Source organism: Streptantibioticus silvisoli, assembly GCF_027947535.2.
GTDB lineage: Bacteria > Actinomycetota > Actinomycetes > Streptomycetales > Streptomycetaceae > Streptantibioticus_C > Streptantibioticus_C silvisoli.
Genome location: NZ_JAAGKO020000047.1, coordinates 35,346 through 59,324 on the forward strand (window position 1 = coordinate 35,346; position 23,979 = coordinate 59,324).

General features: G+C 75.2%; 15 protein-coding genes and 1 pseudogene. 13 read left to right on the forward strand and 3 right to left on the reverse strand.

What is annotated here, in order from left to right:
* Position 1: 1 nt before the first annotated feature.
* The 4 genes and pseudogenes from efeB to POF43_RS26415 all read left to right on the forward strand — a co-directional run bounded on the left by efeB (position 2) and on the right by POF43_RS26415 (position 4,934).
* A complete protein-coding gene (gene efeB / locus POF43_RS26400; RefSeq protein WP_271316616.1) occupies positions 2–1,351 on the forward strand; it encodes an iron uptake transporter deferrochelatase/peroxidase subunit in 1,350 nt (449 codons plus the stop codon).
* A 279-nt stretch (positions 1,352–1,630) separates the two neighbouring features.
* Positions 1,631–3,031 (forward strand): annotated as a pseudogene (locus tag POF43_RS26405) (alkaline phosphatase family protein); the annotation flags it as partial.
* Between the two features lie 189 nt (positions 3,032–3,220).
* Entirely contained in the window at positions 3,221–4,120 is a 900-nt protein-coding gene (locus POF43_RS26410; protein ID WP_282704789.1) for a beta-propeller fold lactonase family protein, read from the forward strand.
* A gap of 256 nt (positions 4,121–4,376) precedes the next feature.
* Entirely contained in the window at positions 4,377–4,934 is a 558-nt protein-coding gene (locus POF43_RS26415; protein ID WP_271323594.1) for a sugar O-acetyltransferase, read from the forward strand.
* Positions 4,935–5,249: 315 nt separating this feature from the next.
* Here POF43_RS26415 and POF43_RS26420 read toward each other — a convergent pair whose 3' ends face one another.
* The gene (locus POF43_RS26420) at positions 5,250–6,029 is read right to left on the reverse strand and encodes a GNAT family N-acetyltransferase (protein ID WP_271323593.1); all 780 of its coding nucleotides are present in this window, start codon (positions 6,027–6,029) and stop codon (positions 5,250–5,252) included.
* A gap of 491 nt (positions 6,030–6,520) precedes the next feature.
* Between POF43_RS26420 and POF43_RS26425 the strand changes: the two genes are divergently transcribed.
* The 8 genes from POF43_RS26425 to POF43_RS26460 all read left to right on the forward strand — a co-directional run bounded on the left by POF43_RS26425 (position 6,521) and on the right by POF43_RS26460 (position 19,059).
* The gene (locus POF43_RS26425) at positions 6,521–7,243 is read left to right on the forward strand and encodes an ABC transporter ATP-binding protein (RefSeq protein WP_271318658.1); all 723 of its coding nucleotides are present in this window, start codon (positions 6,521–6,523) and stop codon (positions 7,241–7,243) included.
* Positions 7,240–8,913 (forward strand): hypothetical protein, encoded by a 1,674-nt coding sequence (locus POF43_RS26430; protein ID WP_282704787.1) that lies wholly within the window; start codon positions 7,240–7,242, stop codon positions 8,911–8,913. The genes POF43_RS26425 and POF43_RS26430 overlap by 4 nt, the downstream gene beginning before the upstream one ends.
* A 442-nt stretch (positions 8,914–9,355) precedes the next feature.
* Positions 9,356–11,695 (forward strand): molybdopterin cofactor-binding domain-containing protein, encoded by a 2,340-nt coding sequence (locus tag POF43_RS26435; protein WP_271323892.1) that lies wholly within the window; start codon positions 9,356–9,358, stop codon positions 11,693–11,695.
* Between the two features lie 8 nt (positions 11,696–11,703).
* Positions 11,704–12,180: a (2Fe-2S)-binding protein gene (locus POF43_RS26440; protein ID WP_271315350.1), complete on the forward strand. Its 477-nt coding sequence runs from the start codon at positions 11,704–11,706 to the stop codon at positions 12,178–12,180.
* 582 nt (positions 12,181–12,762) lie between these two features.
* A complete protein-coding gene (locus POF43_RS26445; protein WP_271315351.1) occupies positions 12,763–12,969 on the forward strand; it encodes a type A2 lantipeptide in 207 nt (68 codons plus the stop codon).
* Positions 12,970–13,155: 186 nt separating this feature from the next.
* Positions 13,156–13,962 (forward strand): HlyD family efflux transporter periplasmic adaptor subunit, encoded by an 807-nt coding sequence (locus POF43_RS26450; RefSeq protein WP_271315352.1) that lies wholly within the window; start codon positions 13,156–13,158, stop codon positions 13,960–13,962.
* Positions 13,959–16,196, forward strand: a complete 2,238-nt coding sequence (locus POF43_RS26455; RefSeq protein ID WP_372516129.1) for an NHLP family bacteriocin export ABC transporter peptidase/permease/ATPase subunit — start codon at positions 13,959–13,961, stop codon at positions 16,194–16,196. Before POF43_RS26450 ends, POF43_RS26455 begins: the two co-directional genes overlap by 4 nt.
* Position 16,197: 1 nt before the next feature.
* Complete coding sequence (locus POF43_RS26460) at positions 16,198–19,059, forward strand: NHLP bacteriocin export ABC transporter permease/ATPase subunit (RefSeq protein WP_271323894.1); 2,862 nt, start codon at positions 16,198–16,200, stop codon at positions 19,057–19,059.
* A 280-nt stretch (positions 19,060–19,339) separates the two neighbouring features.
* On the opposite strand, the gene POF43_RS26465 is transcribed toward POF43_RS26460, so the two are convergent.
* Positions 19,340–19,915, reverse strand: coding sequence for a hypothetical protein (locus POF43_RS26465; protein WP_282698547.1), 576 nt, complete (start codon positions 19,913–19,915; stop codon positions 19,340–19,342).
* Positions 19,916–20,072: 157 nt separating this feature from the next.
* Positions 20,073–21,329, reverse strand: a complete 1,257-nt coding sequence (locus tag POF43_RS26470) for a chloride channel protein (RefSeq protein ID WP_271325785.1) — start codon at positions 21,327–21,329, stop codon at positions 20,073–20,075.
* A 697-nt stretch (positions 21,330–22,026) separates the two neighbouring features.
* Here POF43_RS26470 and POF43_RS26475 point away from each other — a divergent pair.
* On the forward strand, positions 22,027–23,979 hold the full coding sequence (locus POF43_RS26475) for an N-acetylmuramoyl-L-alanine amidase (protein WP_271323468.1): 1,953 nt from the start codon (positions 22,027–22,029) through the stop codon (positions 23,977–23,979).

The window sequence follows — 23,979 nt, forward strand, 5'->3', positions numbered from 1 at the left end:
CATGACGGACTCCCATGACCCGGCGGCGCGGCACGCACCGGCAGCGGTGACCGGTCCGGCGCCGCGGTCCGGCGCCGAACCGGCGGCACCCCCGGCACCGGCGCCCTCGTCGGTGAGCCGGCGCCGGCTGCTGGGCACCGTGGGCGTCAGCGCCGCGGTGGCCGGCGCGGCGCTCGGCGCGGGCGGCGCGGTGCTGGCGACCGGTCACCGGGCCGAGGCCGCCGAGCCGGCCACCGTGCCGTTCCACGGCGCCCGGCAGGCCGGCATCGCCACCCCGGCGCAGGACCGGCTGTGCTTCGCCTCGTTCGACGTGGCGGCCACCACCGACCGCGCCGCGCTGGCGGCCCTGCTGCGCACCTGGACCGCGGCCGCCGAGGCGATGACCCGCGGCGCCGGGGTGCCCGGCCACCCCGGCGACCTTCAGTCGCCGCCGGACGACACCGGTGAGGCGGCCGGCCTGACGCCGGGACGGCTGACGATCACCGTCGGCTACGGCCCCTCGCTGTTCGACGACCGGTTCGGGCTGAAGGGCCGGCGGCCGTCGGCGCTCAAGCCGCTGCCGTACCTGCCGAGGGAGGACCTGGACGCCACCGCCTCCGACGGCGACCTGTGCGTGCAGGCGTGCTCGGACGACCCGCAGGTGGCCTTCCACGCGGTGCGCAACCTGCGGCGGCTGGCGTTCGGGGTGCTCAACCCGCGGTGGATGGAGCTGGGCTTCGGCCGCACCTCCTCGACGTCGCCGTCCCAGGCCACCCCGCGCAACCTCATGGGGTTCAAGGACGGCACCCGCAACATCGACACCACCGACGCGGCGCTGATGGACCAGCACGTGTGGATCGGCGCCGAGGAGCCGCAGCGCTGGATCCGCGGCGGGTCCTACCTGGTCAGCCGCAAGATCCGCATGCTGCTGGAGGCGTGGGACCGCGACAGCCTGGGCGACCAGCAGCAGGTCTTCGGCCGCGACAAGTCCTCCGGGGCGCCGCTGACCGGGCGTGCCGAACGCGACACGCCGGACTTCACCGCGAAGGCGGACGGCACGTACGTGATCGCCGCCGACGCGCACATCCGGCTGGCGGCGCACGAGAACAACAAGGGGCTGCGCATCCTGCGCCGCGGCTACTCCTACACCGACGGCATCGACCCGGTCACCGGCGACCTGCTGGGCGGGCTGTTCTTCATCGCCTACATGAAGGACCCCGGCCAGTTCGTCACGTTGCAGCGGGTGCTGGGGCAGCACGACAAGCTCAACGAGTACATCGAGCATGTCTCCGGCGGGCTGTTCGCCACCCCGCCGGGACTGGCGGCCGGGCAGGACTGGGCGAGCCAGCTGTTCGGTTCGCGGACGGTCTGAATCCGGCCACCCCGTCCGACGCCACGCCGGCCTCCGGCACCGGCCGGGTCAGCGGCGGTCACGATCCCCCCGGGGAACGCGGCCGCCGCTCACCCGTACGGGCGGATCGCGGTGCGTCGTTGCCGTGGGGGAGCCGGTCCGCGATGTCATCGTTGTCAAGGCGCCTTCACGCCCAACGGGTTGACGGAGCGTGATGTTGGCGACACGTTGAGCTCTTGTTCAGCCGCGCGACACGGTGTGTGGTGATGGGCGTTACCGATCCCCGACACAGAGGTGGTCATGACGAACTTCTCGCGCAGACGGCTGCTCACCGGTGCCATGGGCGTGGGGGCGCTCACCGCCGCGCAGACCCTGATGCCGCCCAACCTGCGCAGGGCGATGGCCGACGCGCCCGCCCGGCCCGGCTCGCTGGACGACATCGAGCACGTGGTGATCCTCATGCAGGAGAACCGCTCCTTCGACCACTACTTCGGCACCCTGCGCGGCGTCCGCGGCTTCGACGACCCGGACGCCGTCACGCTGTCCACCGGCCGCCCGGTCTTCTACCAGCCGGACCCGGGCAACCCCGACGGCTACCTGCTGCCGTTCCACCTCGACACCACCACCTCCGGCGCGCAGGCCATCCCGTCCACCAGCCACGCCTGGACCGTGCAGCACGAGGCGTGGAACGGCGGCGCCATGGACAACTGGCTGCCCGCGCACCGCGCCGCCGACGGTGATGCCAACGGCCCCTACACCATGGGCTACTACGAACGGGCCGACATCCCGTTCCATTTCGCGCTGGCCGAGTCCTTCACGCTGTGCGACGGCTACCACTCCTCGCTGCTCGGCCCGACCTGGCCCAACCGGCTCTACCACTGGTCGGGCACCATCGACCCCGGCGGGCTGGCCGGCGGGCCGATCACCAGCAACGTGGTCCCGGCGCCGTACCGGTGGACCACCTACCCGGAGCGGCTGACCGGGGCCGGCGTCTCCTGGCACGTCTACCAGCAGGAGGACGACTACGGGTGCAACCCGCTGGAGTTCTTCCAGGCCTACCAGGACAGCCGGCCGGGCGAGGCGCTCTACGAGCACGGCATGACCATCGGCCCCGCCGACCAGTTCGTGCAGGACGCGCTCAACGACCGGCTGCCGACGGTCTCGTGGATCATCCCCACCGCCGGCCAGTGCGAGCACCCCGCCTACCTGCCGGCCGCCGGCGCCGACTTCGCCGCCCGGCAGATCGACGCGGTCGCCGCCAACCCCGACCTGTGGCGCAAGACCGTCTTCATCCTCAACTACGACGAGAACGACGGCCTGTTCGACCACGTCGTCCCGCCGACCCCGCCGCCCGGCACCCCGGACGAGTTCGTCGGCGGCCTGCCGATCGGCGCGGGCATCCGGGTGCCGTGCTTCATCGTCTCGCCGTGGACGCAGGGCGGTTACGTGGCGAGCGAACCGTTCGACCACACCTCGGTGCTGCGGTTCCTGGAACGGCTGACCGGGGTGCGCGAGACCAACATCAGCGACTGGCGCCGGCGCACCTTCGGCGACCTGACCTCCGCCTTCAACTTCCGCCCCGCGCGCGTCTTCCCGAGCCTGCCGACCACCCGGCAGGCGTTCTGGGCCGCCGAGGGGGAGGTCGCCACGCTGCCGCCCGCGCCGCTGCCCGGCGCCTTCCAGACCCCGCCGCACCAGGAGGGCCCCGCCGCCCGCGCCACGGTCCCCGCCCCGGCCGCGCCGCCGGCCCCGCGGGCCCGCGTGCGGGACCTGCCGACGCCGCGCAGCCGCATCGTGGAGGACGAGACCAACCACAAGGGCGACTTCCCGCACGGCACCGCGGGCACCAGCTTCCCCGGCATACAGGACGCCGTACCGCCGATCGCCCCGGTGCTGGGCGAACACGTCTACGCCACCGGCATCGTCAGCTTCACCGTCGTCGCCATCGACCCGGCCACCCACCAGCTGGTCGCCAGCGTCAAGGGCGGCGCCAACCCGATCGCGATCACCAGGACCCCGGACGGCGGCAAGCTGTACATCAGCAACTCCGGCGCCAACAACGTCTCCGTCTTCGACACCGGCCTGGGCACCATCACCTCGACGGTCACCACCGGCGTCTACCCGCACGGCCTGGCCGCCTCCCCGGACGGCCGCAGCGTCTACGTGGCCGACACCGGCCCGGACACCGGCGACGGCGGCTCCCGCACGCTGTCGGTCATCGACACCGGTTCCGACACGGTCACCGGCACCTGGACCACCGGACAGTCGCCGCGGTGGGTGGCGGTCTCCCCCGACGGCGCGACGGTCTACGCCACCTGCCACGACGGCCTGTCGGTGCTCGACGCCGGCAGCGGCCGGACCCGTGCCCTGCTCACCGGCCAGGCCCGGGCCGGCGGCGTCGCGGTCCACCCCGACGGCAGCCGGCTCTATGTCGTCAACACCTGGCAGGACACCCTGTCGGTGCTCGACGCGCACACCCTGCGCGTGCTGGACCAGGTCCGGGTGGGCCGCACCCCGTGGCAGGCGGCCGTCAGCCCCGACGGCTCCCGGGTGTACGTCACCGGCTCCGGCGACGACACCGTCACGGTGCTCGACGCCGGCTCGCTGCGGGTGGCCGGCCGCGTCACCGTCAACCACGTGCCGACCAGCCTGACGGTCACCGGCACCACCGTCTGGGTCGGCACCAACGCCTCCAGCACGGTCGACGCCGTCGACACCGCCACCCTGCGACTGGTCGGCAGCACCCCGCTCGGCATCTCCACCGCCACCGGCGGCGTGGTGGTCGCCTGACGGCCGGCACCAGGCGTGCGGCGGCCGGCCGCGCCACGCCGCCGCCCGCGCCGGCTCCGGCTCCGGCGGAACCCGGTGGTCCCCGGCTCGGCCGACCGCGTGTCGCCGGGCGGGCCCGCCGGGGCCCGCGGCGTATCGTCCGGTACGGCCGCGGCCGTTGCTGCTGACCGGTCGCCCCGGGCACGACGCGACACCGGCGGGTCCGGGCACCGGGCCGGGGAGCACCGGCGGTCGACGGTACGGCGGGAGGCATGACATGGGCGAGAACGAGCGGCGCATGCTGGCCGGTGAGTGGTTCCGGCCGGACGACCCGGAGATCGCCGCGGCCTCCGCACGGCGGGCCGCGCTGTGCGACGCCTACAACGCGGCCGGCGTCACGGCGGACGAACACCGGTCGCTGCTGGCCGAGTTGCTCGGTTCGGTCGGCCAGGACGTCCGGGTCCGGCCGCCGTTCCACTGCGACCTGGGCCGTCACATCTCCCTCGGCGCCCGGACGTTCGTCAATTTCAACGCGGTCTTCCTCGACCTCGCGCCGGTCACGGTCGGCGAGGACGTCCAGATCGGCCCCAACGTGCAGTTGCTGACGTCCACCCACGAACTCGGCGCCCGGCGGCGCCGCGAGGGCTGGGAGCGCGCGGTGCCGGTGACCGTCGGCGACAACGTCTGGCTGGGCGGCGGCGTCATCGTCTGCCCCGGCGTGACGATCGGCGCCGACACCGTGGTCGGCGCCGGCGCGGTCGTCACCCGCGACCTGCCGCCGGGCGTGCTGGCGGTGGGCAGTCCGGCGCGGGTGGTGCGGGAGCTGCCCGCGTGAGGGTCCTGCGGCGGCTGCGGGACGGACGGCGTGATGTCCTGCGGCGTCCGCGGTTCTCACCGCGTGAGCTTCCTGCGGCGGCTGCGGGGCGGACGGCGTGAGGGTCCTGCGACAGCGGGGCGTACCGCGTGAGCGCCGCCCACCGCTGCCGGGCGTACCGCGTGAGCCTCGGCGTCGTACGGCGGCCGGGGGCAGCGCGGGAGCGTCCTCCCCGTCAGCGACTGCCCACCGCGGGAGCGTCCTCCCCCGCCGGCCGTTGCGCACCGCGTGAGCGTCGGCCCCCGCCGCCGGACGTACCGCCCGCGGACCCGCCTCTCACGCCTGGCGCAGGTACGGCGTGGTCGTGGCGAGCGGGGTGAAGCCGAGGCGGCGCAGGATGGGGCGGCTGTCCGGGGAGGCGTCGACCTGGAGGTAGCGGTGGCCGCGGGCGGCGGCGATCCGGGCGCGGTGGGCGATCAGCGCCCGGTAGATGCCACGGCCGCGGTGTCCGGGGACCGTGCCGCCGCCCCACAGCCCGGCGAAGTCGGTACCCGGGTACAGCTCCAGACGGGCGGCGCTCACCGGCCGGTCGCCGTCCATCGCCAGCGTGATGTGGTAGACGCCGGGGCGCTCGGCCAGCCCGGCCCGCATGGCCTCCCGCCACCGGGCGCCGGAGGTGCCGAAGGCCTGCTCGTGCACCGCGACGGCCAGGTCGAGCCCGGCCTCGTCGGTGACCGCGCGCAGGGTGATCCCGTCCGGCGCCGGGGGCCCGGCGGGCAGCCGGTGGACGTCGGCGGCCATCAGCGTCTCCGGGGCACCGGGCTCGAATCCGGCGGCCACCAGGCGTTCGCCCAGGTCGGCGGGCGTGTCGTGGGAGTACAGCTTCCACTCGACGGTACGGCCCAGGCCCGCGTAGTACGCCACCTGGCGGGCGATCGCCGCGTCCGCGGTGCCGGCGTCCAGGGCGGACCAGACCACCGCGTTCCAGCTGTCGGCGGTGGGGCCGGTCTGCCGGACCACCGGCCCGTCCCGCTCGACCCGGTGGCCGGGACCGTCCGGGGGCGCGGCGCGGCGCAGCTGCCGGTCGTACAGGGCGAGTATCCGCTGATCATCCACCCGGGCATTGCAGCACCGGGCCGCCGGGCCCGCCACCCGATATCCGGCGCCGCGCCCGGCCCGGGGCGTGCTCACCCCGGGGCCCTCGCCCGGCAGGGGACGCCGACGCCATCGTGGTCCCGCGTGGTTCCCCGTGGTTCCGCCGGGTCACCCCGGGTCGCGCCGGGTCCGGCGCCCGCTCCCCGGCCCCGGGCGGAGCGGTCTCCCACCGGCACAGCGTCGTCCCACGGCTGCGCCGCGCTGCCCCGGGGACGCCCCGAGGCTGCTTCGCGACCGCTCCGGGGCCGTTCCACCACCGTCTCCCGGGCCGTTGCGGGACCGTTCCGCGAACGCCTCCGGGCCGGTTTCCCCGGTTGCCGGGGCCGGGCGGTTCCGGGGCGGGTGGATCGGGGGGCCGCGGGGAGTGGACAATGGCGTGGCCGGCCCAGGGGACCGCGGAGGCGGGGCGGGTGTCAGGTCGTCTTCCGCGGTTGATGAAGGGGCCCGGCCTCATGGGTGCACCACCACTGCTTCAACTTACCGGTGTCAGCAGGGTGTTCGGACAGCGCAAGGCGCTGGCGAAGACCGATCTGTCGCTGTCGGCCGGGCAGTGCGTGGCGCTGCTGGGCCACAACGGCTCCGGCAAGTCGACGCTGCTGCGGATCGCGGCCGGCCGGGACCGGCCGACGACCGGCCGGGTGTCGTTCGACGGCATGCCGATGAACGAGAACGACCCGCGGGTGCGGGCCCGGGTGGCGGTGGTCGGCGACACCGCGGCGTGCTACCCCGACCTCACCGTCCGTGAGCACCTCCAGCTGGTGGCGGTCGCGCACGGGGTGGAGGACGCCGAGGAGTGGATCGACCACATCCTGGCCGACCGGCTGCTGTCGGAGCACGCCCGGTCGCTGCCGGGGGCGCTGTCGTCCGGGCAGTTGCAGTCGCTGCTGCTGGCGGCGGCGCTGGTGCGGCCACGGGACCTGCTGCTGCTGGACGAACCGGAGCAGCGGCTCGACCCGGGCGCGCGGCGCCGGCTGGCCGAGCTGATCGCGGCGGAGACCGAGAGCGGGGTCGGGGTGCTGCTGGTCACCCACCACGGCGAACTGGCGGCCGCCGTCGCCAGCCGGGTGATCGTGCTGTCCGAGGGCCGTGTCGTGGCCGACGGCAAGCCGTCGAAGGTGCTGTCGACCGGCCCGGACGGCACCACCTGGGCGGCTGCCGCGGAGCGTGCCCGGTGAGCGCGGTGACCGAGACCGGCGAGGAGCGCGCGGCGGACTGGGCGGAGGAGGACGACTGGACGACGGAGGCGCTGGCGCTGCTGCGCGACGTGCGCTCGCCGCACCGGCGCAAGCGGGCCGGGCAGGTCGGCTACGTCGTCTACTGCGTGCTGCTGCTCATCGGGGTGTGGGTGGCGCTGCCGAGCACCGGCTACTTCCTCCAGCAGTCCGAGGGTGCCGACTTCAGCGGCCACGGTCCCGCGGTACTGGCGGCGATCCCGTCCGGGGCGTGCGCGGTCGGGCTGGGCTGGATGCTGCTGATGGCCCGGGACGCGGTGTGGCGCGGCCCGGTGGTGCCGGCCCGCGAGAGCGTCGACTGGCTGCTGGCGCAGCCGGTGCGGGTATCGCGGGTGCTGCGCCCGTGGTGGTGGACGTCGGCGGGCGTGTCGGCGGCGCTGGGCGTGCTGGTGGCGGCGCTGGGCATGGTGGTGCTCGGGCTGACCTGCCGGGTCGGTCTGGCGGCCGGGTTCGGCTGGTGCCTGGTGGGCTGCGCGGGCGTGCCGCTGCTGGCGGCGGGGATCGCGGTGCTGGTGGAGGGCAGCGTTCGCGCGTCGCTGTGGGTACGGCGGCTCTTCCCGTACGGCGCTCTGCTGGTCGTGGGCCTCGCGGCGCAGGCCGTGCTGGCGGTCGGCGGGCACCGGCTGCCGGGCCTGGAGCGGGCGGAACTGTGGTCGGGGCCGTGGGGCTGGGCGGGGATGGCGGCGCTGTCCCCGACCCGGGCCGCGGTGCCGGGCGGCGGGGTGGCCGCGGTGGCGCTGGTGGTGCTGGCGCTGGCGCTGGTCGTGACGGCCGACCGGACGGTGGGCCGGCTGGCGCTGTCGGTGGTACGGCAGCGGTCGCGGACGGCGACCGGGGTGATCAACGCGTTGGGCACCACGGAGTTCCGGGCGGCGCGGCAGGTGGTCGCGGCGGCGTCCGGTGAGGCGCCGGGGGCGCGCTGGCGGTTGCCGGCGCCGCGCCGGACGTGGCTGGCGGTGCCGTGGCGGGACACGCTGGCGCTGCTGCGGGTGCCGGGGCGGCTGGGCCGGGCGGTGGTGATGGCGGTGCCGGCGGTGCTGGGCGGTGTGCTGGCGGCCGGCACGCACGGCGCGCCGGGGTTGCTGGCGTCGGCGGTGGCGCTGGCGTTCGCCTACTGGTCGCTGACGCAGCTGGTGGAACCGGCGCGGCTGGAGACCGACGACACCCGGCGGGGCGCGTGGGCGCCCTATCCGTTCCGCGACCTGATGCTGCGGCACACCGCGGTACCGGTGCTGCTCGGGCTGCTGCTGTCGGTGCCCGTGCTGTGGGCGCTGCTGGCCGAGGGCGCCGGGGTACGGGCCCTGCTGGCGCCCGGTGTGGTGCCGCCGCTGGTGGGCGCCGCGCTGGTCAACGCCTGCCGGGGGGCCGCCAAGCAGAACCTGCTGTTCAGCCCGGCGTCCTCGTCGCCCACCGGCAGCATGGGCCCGCTGGTGTTCCTGGCCTGGTACGGGGCGGGCGCGCTGGTCGGCGTCGTCACCCTGGTGATCCCGCTGGTGGTGGCACTGCACGCCGGCACGGTCGCGTCGGTGCTCACCGCACTGATCGGCGACGCGGTGGTGACCGCGGTGATGGTCCGCTGGGCGGTCATGCGGATGGCGAAGCTGACGACGTAGCGGCAGCGGTGGCCGGAAACGGGTGCGGGGCGTGGAGCGGGTGACGGTCCCGCTGCGATCCTCCGCCGGCCACGCCGACGTCGTAGCGGTAGCCGGTCCGGGAAGTGGGGCGTAGCCGGAACGTGCGGGGCGCGGGACGTAGCTCGTAGCCGGTGCGGGGCGCGGGCGGGGTGAGGTGGGCGGCTTCGTGCCTCCGTGCGGACGCGAACCGGTATCCGCTGTCCGCGCCGCCGGGCAAGCGCCTCGCACGCCGCCGCGGACCGCCCCCGTGCACCGGATTCGCCAGCGTCCCCTGCTCCCCGCCCCCGCCAACACCCGCCTTTCCCGGCCCCGTTCACAACAACTCCATCCCCCGGCGCTGGTGGAGCCGGGCCCGGCCCGCTGATGATGACCGCACGGCGCCGTCGCGCCGCACGCTCAACAGCTCGCCGGGAGGACGCCCATGACCCAGTACAGCCGGCCGCCGAGGCCGGAGGAACCCGGCCCGCAGCATCCGGGGCGGCGGCGGTTCCTCGGATACGTCCTGGCGGCGCCGACCTTGGTGGCGGCGGCGCAGATCGGGGGGACGGCGCTGGCCCCGCAGACCGCGCGGGCCGCCGGGCTGCCGACGCTGCCGCAGCCGTCGGAGCTGTACGACCTCAACGACCTGCTGACCGACGCCGCGCTGCCGACGTCGGGGCTGATCACCGTCACGGTCAACGCGGACGGCACGGCGTCCTTCGCGCTGCCGCGCGCGGAGGTCGGCCAGGGCATCACCACCTCCAGCGCGATGCTGATCGCCGAGGAGCTGGACCTGCCGCTGGACAAGATCACCGTCACGCTGGCCGACGCCCGCCCGGAGCTGCTGTTCAACCAGCTGACCGGCGGTTCCAACACCACGATCTCCACCTACACCCCGATCCGGGTCGCCGCCAGCGTGGCCCGCGGCCGGCTGCTGAGGGCCGCGTCGCAGGTGCTGGGCGACGCGGTGGACACCCTGACGGTCGAGGCCGGCGTCATCACCGGCAGCGGCGGCCGGTCGGTGGGCTACGGCGAGCTGGCGGTGCGCGCGGCCGGCGCCGGCGTCGAGCCGGTCGCGGTGACGCTGAAGCCGGCGTCGCGGTTCACCGTCATCGGCACCCCGCAGGGCCGGATCGACGCCCGCGACATCGTCACCGGCCGCAAGCAGTTCGCCATGGACCTGGCGGTGCCGGACGCGCTGCCGACCATGGTGTGCCGGCCGCCGACGATCAACGGCACCGTGAAGGCGGTCGCCAACACCGCGGCGGTGGCGGCGATGCCGGGCGTCACCGACGTCGCGGTGGTCTCCACCGGTGTCGCGGTGCGCGCGCGGACCTTCGGCCAGTGCGTCGACGCGGTGCGGGCGCTGGAGGTGACGTGGGGGCCGGGCACCGAGGACGGCAGGTCGGACGCCGACGTGCTCAAGGAACTGCGGGCGGCCGAGATCCCGTTGCTGGTGCCGGCGGTGCCGTTGCTGGCGAAGACCATCGACGCCGACTTCACCTTCTGGTTCGCCAGCAACAGCGCCCTGGAGCCCAACTGCGCCGTCGCCGACGTGCGTTCGGGCAGCGCCGAGGTGTGGGCGGGGCTGAAGTCGCCGATCGTGGCGCAGGAGGCGATCGCGGCGGAGCTGGGGCTGCCGGTGGCGTCGGTGACCGTTCATGTCACGCAGTCCGGCGGGTCGTTCGGCCGCAAGCTGTTCCCGGACGCGGCGGTGGAGGCCGCCGTGGTCTCCCGGGCGATGGGCAAGCCGGTCAAGCTGATGTGGCACCGCACCGACGAGTTCCGGCAGGGCCGCACCCACCCGATGTCCACCGCACGGGTGCGGGCCACCGTGCTGCTGGGCCAGGTGCTGACCTACGAGCAGCGGCACACCTCGGTCAGCACCGACTTCAGCCACGGCCTCGGCGAGATCATCACCGCCCTGGCCGCCAAACTCCCGGTCGGCGACCTCACGTTCTCCGAGACCGTCTTCGAACTGACCCAGCAGTCGCCGTACGACTTCGGGGTCACCACGCAGCTGCTCAACGAGGTCGACACCGGCTTCAACACCGGCAGCATGCGCAACATCTACTCGCCCAACGTGCGCACCGCGCAGGAACTCGTCGTCGACCGGATCGGCGAGGCGCTGGGCAAGGACCCGTACCAGGTACGGGACGCGTTCTTGAAGGACGACCGCACCCGCGCGGTGCTGGAGAAGGTCGCGCTGGACGGGAGCTGGGGCCGGGCCATGGAGCCGGGCACCGCGCAGGGCATCGCGATCCACACCGAGTACCACGGCGCGGTCGCCGTGCTCACCGAGATCGACTGCCGTCCGGCCACCACCGGACGGCAGATCACCGACGCCTGCACCGGCCCGCGGGTGACCAAGGTGGTGTGCGCGGTCGACGTGGGCCTGGCCGTCAACCCCACCGGCCTGCGGGCCCAGATGATGGGCGGCATCATGGACGGCATCGCGATGGCGCTCACTTCCAGCCTGCACCTGACGGACGGGTACTTCCAGGAGGGCAGCTGGGACGACTACTTCTACACCCGGCAGTGGAACACCCCGCCGGAGCTGGACATCACCGTGATGCCGCCGACCACCGGGGTGCCGGGCGGCGCGGGCGAGTTCGGGGTGGCCGCCGCCATGGCCTCGGCCGCCTGCGCCTACACCCGCGCGACCGGCTCGATGCCCACCGCCTTCCCGGTCAACCACGACGGCCCGCTGGGCTTCACGCCGCTGCCGACCGTGCCCCCGATCCCCCAGTCCCCCACCGACGGCCTCGACCACGTCTCCTAGGAGCCCCCGTGCCCACTCACTCCTTCATCCTCAACGGCGAACGGGTCAGCGTCGACATCGAAGACGACGTGCGGCTGCTGTGGGTCCTGCGTGACGTGCTCGGCGTCACCGGGCCGAAGTACGGCTGCGGGCTCCGGGTGTGCATGGCGTGCACCAGCCACCTCAACGGCAAGGCGTTCAACCCCTGTTCGGTGCCGGTCTCCGCGCTCGGGGAGTCCGACGAGGTCACCACCATCGAGGGGCTGGCCGCCACCTCCGGCCAGGACCTGCACCCGATGCAGGAGGCCTGGATCGACACCGACGTCGCCCAGTGCGGCTACTGCCAGCCCGGCCAGATCATGACCGCGGTGGCCAAGGTGGAGCAGGCACGGGCGGAGGGGCGTTCGCTGACCGACGCCGACTTCGACGAGATCCGCAACATCTGCCGCTGCGGCACCTACCACCGCATCCGCGAGGCCATCGCGGCCGGCGCCGCGAAGATGTGACCGCGCCGGCCCCGGCAGCAGCGCGCCGGGGCCGCCGGCCACGCCTCGGTCCCGGCAGTCGCGCCGTTGCCCCGACGACCGCGCGCCGGGGCCGGAAACCGCCCTCCGGGGCTGACCGGAATCACCTCTTCCGCATACCGGCATACGTGGCGATCTGTCCGGCTATCCGGGTCTTCCGCCGGTCTGCCTGCCATGGCGGTACCGCACATTCCGCTTGCAGAAGCCGCACAGCAACCTGACGGAATCTCATATCCTCACCGAATCGCGGGACGTTGGACCCGTTATGTCCGAGTCGGCGGCGACCGCTCCCCATGTGTTCCCCATCGGGGTGTGAAGGTCCGGTCACCGACCGGTGAAAAGCGGCGCGGTGTGTCACGAAGGAATATCGAAACGGGCCCGGCCGGCGGCGTCCCAACTGGAATCTCCGGCGTTGATCGTGCTTTGATCCCGGACCATACGGAGATGAAAAACCGGTTCCCGGGCCACGGGCGCCGCATGATCACAGCCGTTGCACGGCCGATTCGGACTGCCGCCGGACCGGCCACCCGTGACAACCGCCAACAGCAAGAAGGGAAGCGCGCCATGAGCGACTTCACCCCGCAGGTCGAGACCCGCGAGATTGCCGACAGCGACCTGGACAACATTTCCGGTGGCGTGCTGGGCATTGACCTCAACACCACCCTCGCGCCGGTCGTGGGCACCCTCGACGGTGTCCTCCCGGTCTCCGGCACGCTGAACACCGTGACCGGCGCCCTGCCGACCCAGGTCACCGGCCCGCTGGGTCTGTGATCAGGAACGCATGAACGGCCGGGCCGCACGGCCCGGAGCATTTACCGGCGCACGCGATACATAAAAATACCGCAGAGTCGGCCATGGGGCCCCGGAATTCACTTTCCGGGGTCCCATGGGTGCTGTCCCCGGCCATTCCGGGCGGCAGCGGTAATTCCGTCGAAACGCAGTCGGAGGAACGCTTCCGTGCAGTTCCGGCACAAAGCGCTGGCGAAGCTCCAGTCGCCCGAGGAACTCGACGTACCGGTGCGCTTCGCCCGGCCGCAGGGCTGGCTGGTGCTGGCGGTCACCGTCGTACTGATGGCCGCCGGCGCCTGGTGGGCCGTCGCCGGTACCGTCACGCCCCGGACCACCGCCGCCGGCGCCCTCACCCACGGCGAGGGCGGCTTCACCGTCCAGAGCCCGTACCCCGGCCAGGTCACCGCCGTCCACGCGCAGTTGGGCGCCACCCTGCCGCGCGGCGCCGCCGTCCTGGCGGTGGCCGACGCCGGCCGGACGTACACCGTGCGGATGCCCGCGACCGGCCGGATCACCACCGTCGGCGCCCGGATCGGCGCGGTGGTGGCCACCGGCGCCGACCTGGTCACCGTCGAGCGCGTCGACAGCCCCGCCGACCCGCTGCTGGCGGTGCTGTACGCGCCGCAGGACACCGCGGCGACCATCCCGGCCGGTGCCGCCGTCGACCTGACCGTGGCCGGCGTCCCGGCCCACCCCGGCGGCACGCTGAGCGGCACCGTGGTGTCGGTCGGCCGCACCCCGCAGAGCCGCACCGACATCAGCGACTTCCTCGGCGACCCGGACCTGGCGCGGGTGCTGGACCCCGGCGGCGCCCCGGTCGCCGTCCTGGTGCGGCTGCGGCGCTCCACCGCGACGCGGTCCGGCTACGCCTGGTCGGGCGGCCCGGGACCGTCCGGCGCCCCGCAGTCCGGCACCCCGGTGAGCGGTTCGGTGCACCTGGCCGCGCAGCACCCCGCCGACTGGATCCTGCCGTGAGCGCCCGGCACCGGCCCGCGCCCCCGCCGCCGGTCGGCCGGCGCGCCCGGCACCGCCCGCCGGCCGCGCCCAGGCCCGCCGGCCGGCCGGTGACGACCCCGACGGTGCTCCAGATGGAGGCCGTCGAGTGCGGCGCGGCGGCGCTGGCCATGGTGCTGGCCCACCACGGACGGCACGTGCCGCTGGAGGAGCTGCGGATCGCCTGCGGCGTCTCGCGCGACGGCTCGCGGGCCAGCAACATCCTGAAGGCCGCCCGCAGTTACGGCCTGGAAGCCAAGGGCATGCAGATGGAGCCGGCCGCGCTCGCCGAGGTGACCGCGCCGGCCGTGCTGTTCTGGGAGTTCAACCACTTCGTGGTCTACGAGGGCGTCACCCGGCGCTTCGGCCGCACCAGCTACCGGCTCAACGACCCGGCACGCGGGCGGCGTTCGGTGACGGCCGAGGACTTCGACGGCAGCTTCACCGGGGTGGCGCTGGTCTTCGGCACCGGCGAGGGGTTCCGGCGCGGCGGGCGGCGCCCGGGGGTGGCCCGCGCGGTGCCGGGCCGGCTGCGCGGCACCTCGGGGACCATGCTGGCCGCGCTGCTGGCCAGTTTCCTGCTGGTGGTGGTCGGCGCCGCGCAACCCGCGCTCAGCCGCACCTACATCGACCTGTTCCTGCTGGGCGGCCAGACCTCGCTGCTGCCGGTGCTGTTCACCTCCATGGCGGCGCTGACCGCGCTGACGGTGGTGCTGACCGCGACCCAGCAGGCCAACCTGCTGCGCGGCCGGATCATCTCCTCCACGCTGGGCAGCGCCCGGTTCCTGCGGCACCTGCTGCGGCTGCCGGTGACGTTCTTCGCCCAGCGCAGCCCGGCCGACCTGGTCCAGCGCCTCCAGTCGAACGACTCGGTGGCCGAGACCCTCGCCCGCGACCTGGCCTCGGCCGGCGTCGACCTGGTCGTGGTCGTGCTGTACGCGGTGCTGCTGTGGGCGTACGACCCGCAGTTGACCCTGATCGGCATCGGCATCGCGCTGTTCAACGTGCTGGCGCTGCGCGTCGTGGTGCGGCTGCGTGGCACCGGTACGCAGAAACTGCGCGCCGACAGCGCCCGGTTGACCAACACCTCCTACAGCGGCCTCCAGCTGATCGAGACGATGAAGGCCACCGGCGGTGAGAACGGCTACTTCCGGCGCTGGGCCGGGCAGCACGCCACCACGCTGGAGGGGCAGCAGCGGCTGGGGGTGCCCAGCGCCGCGCTGGCGGTGGTGGCGCCGACGCTGGCGGCGCTCAACAGCGCGCTGATCCTGCTGATCGGCGGGCTGCGCGCGGTCGAGGGCAACGTCTCGATCGGCCTGCTGGTGGCGTTCCAGGCGCTGGTGACCAGCTTCACCGCGCCGGTCACCCGGCTCAACGGGGTGGCGGGCCGGGTGCAGGACTTCGCCGCCGACGTGCGCCGGCTCAAGGACGTCGAGGGTTTCCCCGCCGACCCGTCGCTGACCCGGGAACGCTCCGGCGACGGCGACACCCGCCGGCTGCGCGGCCATGTGACGCTGGACAACGTCACGTTCGGCTACAGCCCGCTGGACAAGCCGTTGCTGACCGGGTTCTCGCTGACCGTGGGGCCCGGGCGGCAGGTGGCGCTGGTCGGCGGGTCGGGCAGCGGCAAGTCGACGGTGTCGCGGCTGATCTCCGGGCTGTACGAGCCGTGGGAGGGCGAGATCCTGCTGGACGGCCGGCGGCTGGCGGACATCCCGCGCGGCGCGCTGTCGGCGTCGGTGTCCTTCGTCGACCAGGACGTCTTCCTGTTCGAGGGCACGGTGCGCGACAACGTGGCGCTGTGGGACCCCTCGATCCCGGACGAGGCGGTCACCCAGGCGCTGCGCGACGCGGCGGTGCTCGACGCGGTCTCCCGGCGGCCCGGCGGCATCCGCACCCGGGTCGAGCAGGACGGCCGCAACTTCTCCGGCGGCCAGCGGCAGCGGCTGGAGATCGCCCGGGCGCTGGTGCGGCAGCCCAGCGTGCTGGTGCTGGACGAGGTGACCAGCGCGCTGGACGCGGAGACCGAACAGGTCATCATCGACAACCTGCGCCGCCGCGGCTGCGCCTGCGTGGTGATCGCCCACCGGCTCAGCACGGTCCGCGACAGCGACGAGATCGTGGTGCTGGACCACGGTGCCGTGGTGGAACGCGGCCGGCACGACGCACTGCTGGCGGCCGGCGGGCCGTACGCGCGACTGGTCCAGGAGCACTGACGTGACGACGACTCCACCGAGCGACCCGGCCGCCCCGGCCGTCGCCCCACCGGCCGTCGACGAGGTGATCGCGGCGCTCGGCGGGCTGGGCACGCCGGTGGACACCGCCAGCGGCGGCGCGCTGGGCCTTGAGGGGCCGCACGTGGTGTGGCTGGTGGCGGCCGGGGCGCTGGACCTGTTCGCGGTGGACGCGGCGCAGGAGGGCCGCTGGCACTTCCTGGGCCGGCTGGAGCCGGGTTCGCTGCTGCTCGGCCCGGTCGAAGGACCGCGGCACACCCTGGTCGGGCGCCCGTCGCGCGAGGCGGTGCTGCGCCGCGTACCGTTGCGCGAACTGGCCCGCGCCGACGCGGACACCGGTGCCGTCCCGCCGTACCGGCCGGACTACGGCGCCGGGCAGCCGTACGGCCTGAGCGCGCTGGAGGACGCCTTCGCGCGCGGCGTGGGCCGGGGGCTGCGGACCGTCTTCGAGGCGACGGCGGGCGGCGGGGAGAGCGAGGACGCCTCCGACGAGGGCCTGGTGTGGATGCGGGTGGACCCCGGCAGCCTGGCCTACGGCGCCCAGTACGGCCCGGAGACCGCCGCCGACCTGCTGATCGACCCGGCGGTGTGGCAGCGGATGGTGGACCACGGCACGCGGCTGCTGCTGGGCCTGGACCGGTGGATCGAGCAGCGCGAGCGGGTCCACGAGGACCGGGCGGCGGCCGGGGTGCGCGCCGGTGAGGCGGCGCGCGGGCGGGCCGACGAGACGCTGCTGGCGTCCATCGACCGCTCCGGCACCCGGTCGGGCCGGCCGGTGCCGGGCACCGACGACGCGACGCTGGCGGTGTGCCGGCTGGTCGGTTCGGCGGCCGGCGTCGCGGTGTCGGCGCCCGCGCCGGGCGGTGCGGACGGCGAACGGCTCGACCCGGTGGAGCGGATCGCGCTGGCCTCCCGGTTCCGCATCCGCGAAGTGCGGCTGACCGGGCGCTGGTGGCGGCAGGACAGCGGCCCGCTGGTGGGCCGCCGGGCCGGCTCCGGGCTGCCGGCCGCGCTGCTGTGGCGGCGCGGCGGCTACGTGGCGGTGGACGCGGCGGGCCGCCGGTTCCGGGTCGGGCCGGACAACGCGGGCGACTTCGAGCCGCTGGCGGTGATGTTCTACCGGCCGCTGCCCGAACGGCCGCTGGCCGGCTGGCGGTTGCTGCGGTTCGCGGTGCGCGGCACCCGGGCCGACGGCGGCCGGATGCTGCTGGGCGCGCTGGTGTCGGTGGCCCTGGGGGCGCTGATCCCGGTGGCCACCGGCCAGGTGCTGGGGTCGTTCGTGCCGGCCGGCGAGAGCGGGCTGATCACCCAGGTGTCGCTGGCGGTGGTGGCGTGCACGGTGGCGTCGGCGGCGTTCATGCTGCTGGAGAACGTGGCGATCCTGCGGATGGAGGGCCGCATCGAGGCGTCCCTTCAACCGGCCGTGTGGGACCGGCTGTTGAGGCTGCCGGCCCGGTTCTTCGCCGGCCGGTCCACCGGTGAGCTGGCGAGCGCGGCGATGGGGGTCGGCGCGATCCGGCGGGTGCTGTCGGGGATCAGTTCCACCGCCGCGCAGGCGGTGACCGTCGGCACCGTCAACTTCGTGGTCCTGCTGTGCTTCTCGCCGGCGCTGACGCTGGTGGCGCTGGCGATGCTGACGGCCGGGGCGGCGGTCTTCCTGGTGCTGGGGCTGTGGCAGGTGCGCTGGCAGCGGCGGTTGACGGTGCTGAACAACAAGCTGAACAACCAGGCGTTCCAGACGCTGCGCGGCCTGCCGAAGCTGCGGGTGGCGGCGGCCGAGAGCTTCGCGTACGCGGCGTGGGCCGGGGAGTTCGCCCGCAGCCGTGAACTCCAGCGCCGGGTGGGCCGGTTGCGCAACGTGGTGACCGTCTTCAACGCGGTCTACCTGCCGACGTGCACGCTGGCGATGTTCATGCTGCTGGCCGGCCCGGCGCGCGGCACGCTGTCGCCCAGCGGCTTCCTGACGTTCAACACCTCGGTGACGATGATGCTGACGGCGGCCACCCAGCTGACCGGGGCACTGGTGTCTGCGGTGTCGGTGCTGCCGATGTTCGAGCAACTGCGCCCGGTGCTGCGCGAGGTGCCGGAGGTGGCCGGCGGCAGCGCCCAACCCGGCGCGCTCACCGGGGAGATCGAGGCACGCGGTCTGTCGTTCCGTTACGGCGACGACGGGCCGCTGGTGCTGGACGACGTGTCGTTCACCGTGGCGCCGGGCGAGTTCGTGGCGGTGGTCGGAGCGAGCGGCTGCGGCAAGTCGACGCTGCTGCGGCTGCTGATCGGCTTCGACAAACCGGCCGCCGGCAGCGTGCTGTACGACGGGCAGGACCTCGCCGCGCTCGACCAGGCGGCGGTGCGGCGGCAGTGCGGGGTGGTGCTGCAGAACGCGCAGCCGTTCAGCGGTTCGCTGCTGGAGGCGATCTGCGGCGCCGAGACGTACACCCTGGAGGAGGCGTGGCAGGCCGCGGCGATGGCGGGTCTGGCGGAGGACATCAAGCGGATGCCGATGGGCATGCACACGGTGCTGTCCGACGGCGGGGGCACGGTCTCCGGCGGTCAGCGGCAGCGCCTGATGATCGCGCAGGCGCTGATCCGGCGGCCCCGGCTGCTGTTCTTCGACGAGGCGACCAGCGCGCTGGACAACGAGACGCAGGCGATCGTCACCCGCAGCACCCGGGAACTGCGCGCCTCCCGCGTGGTCATCGCCCACCGGCTGTCCACCGTCATGGACGCCGACCGGGTCGTGGTGCTGGCGGCCGGCCGCGTCGTCCAGCAGGGCCCGCCCCGCGAACTGCTGGCGGACGCGGGCGGGTTGTTCCACGAACTGGTGCGCCGCCAGATCCACTGAGGCCCGGCGCACCGCACGGCGGCGGGGTGGGGCGCGGCGCCGCCGGCTCCACGGAGTTCCCGGCTGCCGCCGGCTCCGCAGCGTTCCCCGGCGGGGTGGCGCGGGTGCTCCGCCGGGGCGACCGAACCCGGCGCTCCGCCCGGCAGGGTGAGCCGCGGCGTTCTGCCGGCGCCACGGAGCACCGGCGTTCCCCGGCAGGGTGGCCCGGCAGAGTGGCCGGACACGGCGAAGGACCCCCGGTGCGTCACCGGGGGTCCTTCGGGGTGTCAGGTGCGGTGCGTCAGCCGAGCAGGCCGTCCACCACGCCGCCCACGGTGCCGACGACACCGCCGAGCAGGCTGCCGACCGGGCCGGTCGAGCCGGAGCCGCTGCTGCCGCCCTGCGCGGGCGCGGGCGCCGAGGAGGCGGGCGGCGGGGCGGAGCCGGGGTCGCTGGGGGCGGTCGGCGGCGGGGTCGGCGCCGTGGAGGTGACCGGTGCCGGGGCCTGGGTCGCGGTCGTGCCCGGGGCCGTCTGCGTCGCGGTCTGCGCGGTGTGCGCGGCCGTGGACTTGACGGCGTGGACGTCGGAGGCCGGCTGGATCAGCTTGGGCTGGCCCGCCGACTCGGTGGCGAACCCGGTCGGGACCGACTCGTGGCCGCTGGTGGTGGCGGTGTGGTGGCCGCCCTCCGAGCTGGAGTTGCCGGCGAGGTTCACCGGGTCGCCGGTGGTGTCCGCGGCCGCCTGCGTGCCGACCGGACCGTTGGCCGCCGAGTTGATGCCCGCGGCGAGCGCCGTCGCGACGCCCATGGCGGCGGCGGCCTTGACCACCGTGGAACGCGCGCCGAGCGCCAACTTGGCTCGCCGATGCCTGCCCATCTGGTACCTCTCCCCGGGGGATCACTCAGTTTCCGATCAGTAAAGCTTGGCGAAACCCAAGGGGCGGTGGGTAATGAGCGATCGTTGTGTGCAGATCCGGAGGACGCCCGAGCGCGAACACCGGGATATCCGGACTCGTCGGGCGGCCGACGACCCGTCAGCCGCCGCGCTCCACCCGCCGCGGCGGCGGCGCCAGCCGCGCCGAGGCAACGTAGGACACCACGACGGCGACGATCACCAGCGGCAGCACGGTCAGTCCGGGCCGGCCCAGCAGCAGGGTGGCCAGCAGCACGGACGTCATGGGCAGGTCGAGCATCGCGACGCACATCGCGCCGATGCCCATCGCGAACCCGGCCGCCAGCGGCAGCCCGCCGGCCCGTGACAGGGCCACCCCGCCGACCGCGCCGATGAACATCGAGGGGAAGATCGGCCCGCCGCGGAACGCGCTCAACGACACGCCGTAGGCGAACGCCTTGCACACCATCAGCAGCAGCAGCGCGCCCACCGAGTACGCGCCGGGCGCGGCGAGCAGCGGGTCCAGCGCGTTCTGCCCGGAGTACAGCACGTCGGACAGCGAGTGGCCGGTGACCGTGCCGTACAGCGCGGCGGTGGCGCCCACCACGAGGCCGGCGGCCACCGTCAGCGGCAGGCGGCGCCCGGCGATCCGCGGCAGCAGCCACCGCGCCAGCCGTTTGACCGCGGTCCCGGCCAGCGCCGCGGCCAGCCCGACGACCAGCGCCCAGCCGAACTGCGCGGCGTCCGGGGCGCGGGTGGCCGGCACGTGGTGCAGCGTCAGCGAGTAGGTGCCCAGGCCGGTCCAGGAGCCGAGGCCGGTGAAGATCAGCGCGCCGGTGCCGGCCGCCAGCAGCCCCGGCACCAGCACCGCGCCGAGCAGCGCCCCGCCGAGTCCGGACGCCTCCATCAGCAGGAACGCGCCGGTCAGCGGTGAGCCCAGCAGGGTGGCGACCGCCGCGAACGCCCCGGCGGAGGCGACCACTTCACCGGCGCGGGCCGGCAGCTCGCGGTGCCGGCCGGCCGCCCGCACCACGGCCAGCGCGAGGCCGCCGCCGAGCGCGATCAGCGGCGCCTCCGGGCCGAGCACCACGCCGAGCGCCAGCGAGGCGAGGGCGGCCAGCAGGACACCGGGCAGTTCGGCGGGGGCCGGGAACCCGGAGGCGGACATCCCGGCGGACGGTTCGTGGCCCGCGGTGCCCGGCAGGTGGCGGATCACCGGGGCGACCAGCAGGCCGGCCACCGCCAGGACCGGCACCGGCCACCAGTCGGGCGTGCCGTGGAGGCCGAGCGCGCGCGGCAGACCGGTGAAGACCTGGTCCTGGAGGGCGTGGACCAGCGCCAGGAACCCGAAGGCGGCCGCCGAGACCGGCACGCCGAGCAGGGCGGCGACGCCGAGCACGACGAGGTAGCCGCGGGTACGGACGAGCGCGGCGGGATCGGGCGGGCCGGGCGGACCCGGCGACGCCGGCGGCCCCGCTGCCCCTGGCGGAGTCGGCGGATCCGGCGGGCCCGACCCTGGCGGAGGTGGCGGATCCGGCGGGCCTGACCCTGGCGGAGGTGGCGGAGTGGGCGGAGTGGGCGGCCCCGACCCTGGCGGGGTGGGCGGAGTCGGCGGAGGTGACGCGGTCGGCGGGCCCGGTGGACCGGAGGCGCCGGCTCGCGGGGGTTCTCCGGGCCGGGGAGCGGGGTGGGGAGCGGACACGGCCGACGCCTCCTCGGCTCCGGGAACCGGCCGCCGCCGGCTCGCACGGGCAGCGTGGCACGCCGCTGCCGGGCCCGGCCGACGCCACGTCACGGACCGCCCCCGGCTCACTCGGCCAGCCGGACGAACCCCGGGGGCCGCGCGGGCGATCGGTACGTCGGGCCGGACCCGTCCCGGTGCCGTCCCGCTGGCGTCCCGGCCGGGGCCGGCCCGGCCCGTCGCGGCACGGTGGCGTGCGCCATGCCGGTTCCGGGGGCGGCGGCGCGCCCGGCACCGAAGCAGACAAAGCATTTGATCATGGTAATTTCCGGACGTCCCGCCGACCGGTCCCCGGTCCCGGGCTTCCACCGGCGCCGGACGAGGGAGATCCGTGGTGCGCTCCACATTCCGTCAGATGGGGATCACCGCGGCCGCGGGCCTGCTGCTGGCCGGCGGGGTGGCGGCGGCCGTCCTGCCGCGCACCGGCGCGCCCGCGCAGACCGACGCCGCCCCGCCGGCGGCCGGCGGCTCGACGGCCGCCGGCGCGGTGGCGGCCGGCCGGTTCGCCCGCGCCGCCCGGGAGTTCCAGGTGCCGGTGCCGGTGCTGATGGCGGTGGCGTACGCCGAGTCGCGGTGGGACGGGCACGCCGGGCAGCTGAGCGCGGACGGCGGCTACGGGCTGATGGATCTGACGCGGGTGACGCCGGCGATGCTGGCCGCCGGCACTCCCGGCGGGGCCGGCGGCCGGTCCGCCGCCGGGCCGGCCCTGCACACCCTGGACGCCGCGGCCGGGCTGACCGGGATCGCGCCGGCCCTGCTGCGGTCGCGGGACCTGGACAACCTGCGCGGCGGCGCGGCGCTGCTGGCGGCGGCCGAACGGCGGCTGACCGGCGGCACCCCGGCCGATCCGGCGGCCTGGTACGGCGCGGTCGCGCGCTACAGCCGGTCGGCCGACCCGGCGGTGGCCCGGCGGTTCGCCGACGAGGTCTACGGCGTGCTGGCCTCCGGCGCACGGCGCACGACGCCGGCCGGGCGCCTGGTACTGGCGGCGCGGCCCGGACTGCGGCCGGACCGGCGGACGGTGCCGAGCGCGCGGGGTGCCGGCGACGGGGACGGCCCGCAGTGCCCGGCGGCGGTGCGGTGCTCGGTGCTGCCGGCCGCGTCGGCCACCTACCAGCGGGCGGACCGGCCGCTGGACGGGCTGCGCATCCGCTACATCGTCATCCACGACACCGAGGGCGGTTACGCCTCCTCCCTGCGGTCGTTCCGGGACCCGTCGGGCGACGCGGCGGCGCAGTACGTGATGCGGGCGTCCGACGGCGCGGTGACGCAGATGGTGCCCGACCAGGACATCGCCTTCCATGCCGGCAACTACTGGTTCAACCTGCATTCGGTGGGCATCGAGCACGAGGGCTTCGCGGCGAGCGGGGCGACCTGGTACACCGAGGCGCAGTACCGGGCCACCGCGGACCTGGTGCGGTACCTGTCGGCGCGCTACGGGGTGCCGCTGGACCGCGAGCACGTCATCGGCCACGACAACGTGCCGGGCGTGACGTCGTCCGGGGTGGCGGGCATGCACTGGGACCCGGGGCCGTACTGGGACTGGACCCACTTCATGGCACTGCTGGGCGCCCCGGCGGCGGACGCCGGCGGCGGGATGCCGGCCACCGGCACGGCGGTGACCGTGGCCCCGCCGTTCGACACCGACCGGCAGGCGGTCCGGGTGTGCGGGCAGCCCACCGGCGCGTCCGGCGGCGGCCCGGACCACGCCGACGATGCCGACCATGCCGACGACGACGCGCCGGCGCGCGGCTGCCGCGAGCAGCGCGAGCCGTCGGACTTCCTGTACGTGCGCACCGCGCCGTCCGCGTCCGCGCCGCTGTTCGGCGACCCGGCGCTGCACGGGCACGCCGGGGACGGCAGCGACGCGATCGACGACTGGGGCGGCACGGTCTCGGCCGGCCAGCGGTTCGTGGTGGCCGGGCGCAGCGGGGACTGGACGGCGATCTGGTTCAGCGGCGCCAAGGTGTGGTTCGCCAACCCCGGCGGCGTCAACACCGCGCCGGCCCCCGGCGCCGTCGTGGTCGGCCCGGTCACCGGCACCGCACCGGCGCCGGTGTACGGGCAGGCGTTCCCGGCGCCGTCGGAGTACCCGGCGGGCCTGACGCCGTCCGACCACCGGCCGTTGGCGCAGTACGCGGTGCCCGCCGGTCAGGCGTACGTGGCGTCGGTGGCGCCGGTGCCGTCCGACGACTACGTCGCCGCCTCCGGCGTGGTGGTCATCGGCCGGGAGCGCTACTGGACGGTGCAGTACGGGCACCGGCTGGCGCTGCTGGACGCCGCGGACGTGGTGGCGCGGTCCGGCTGA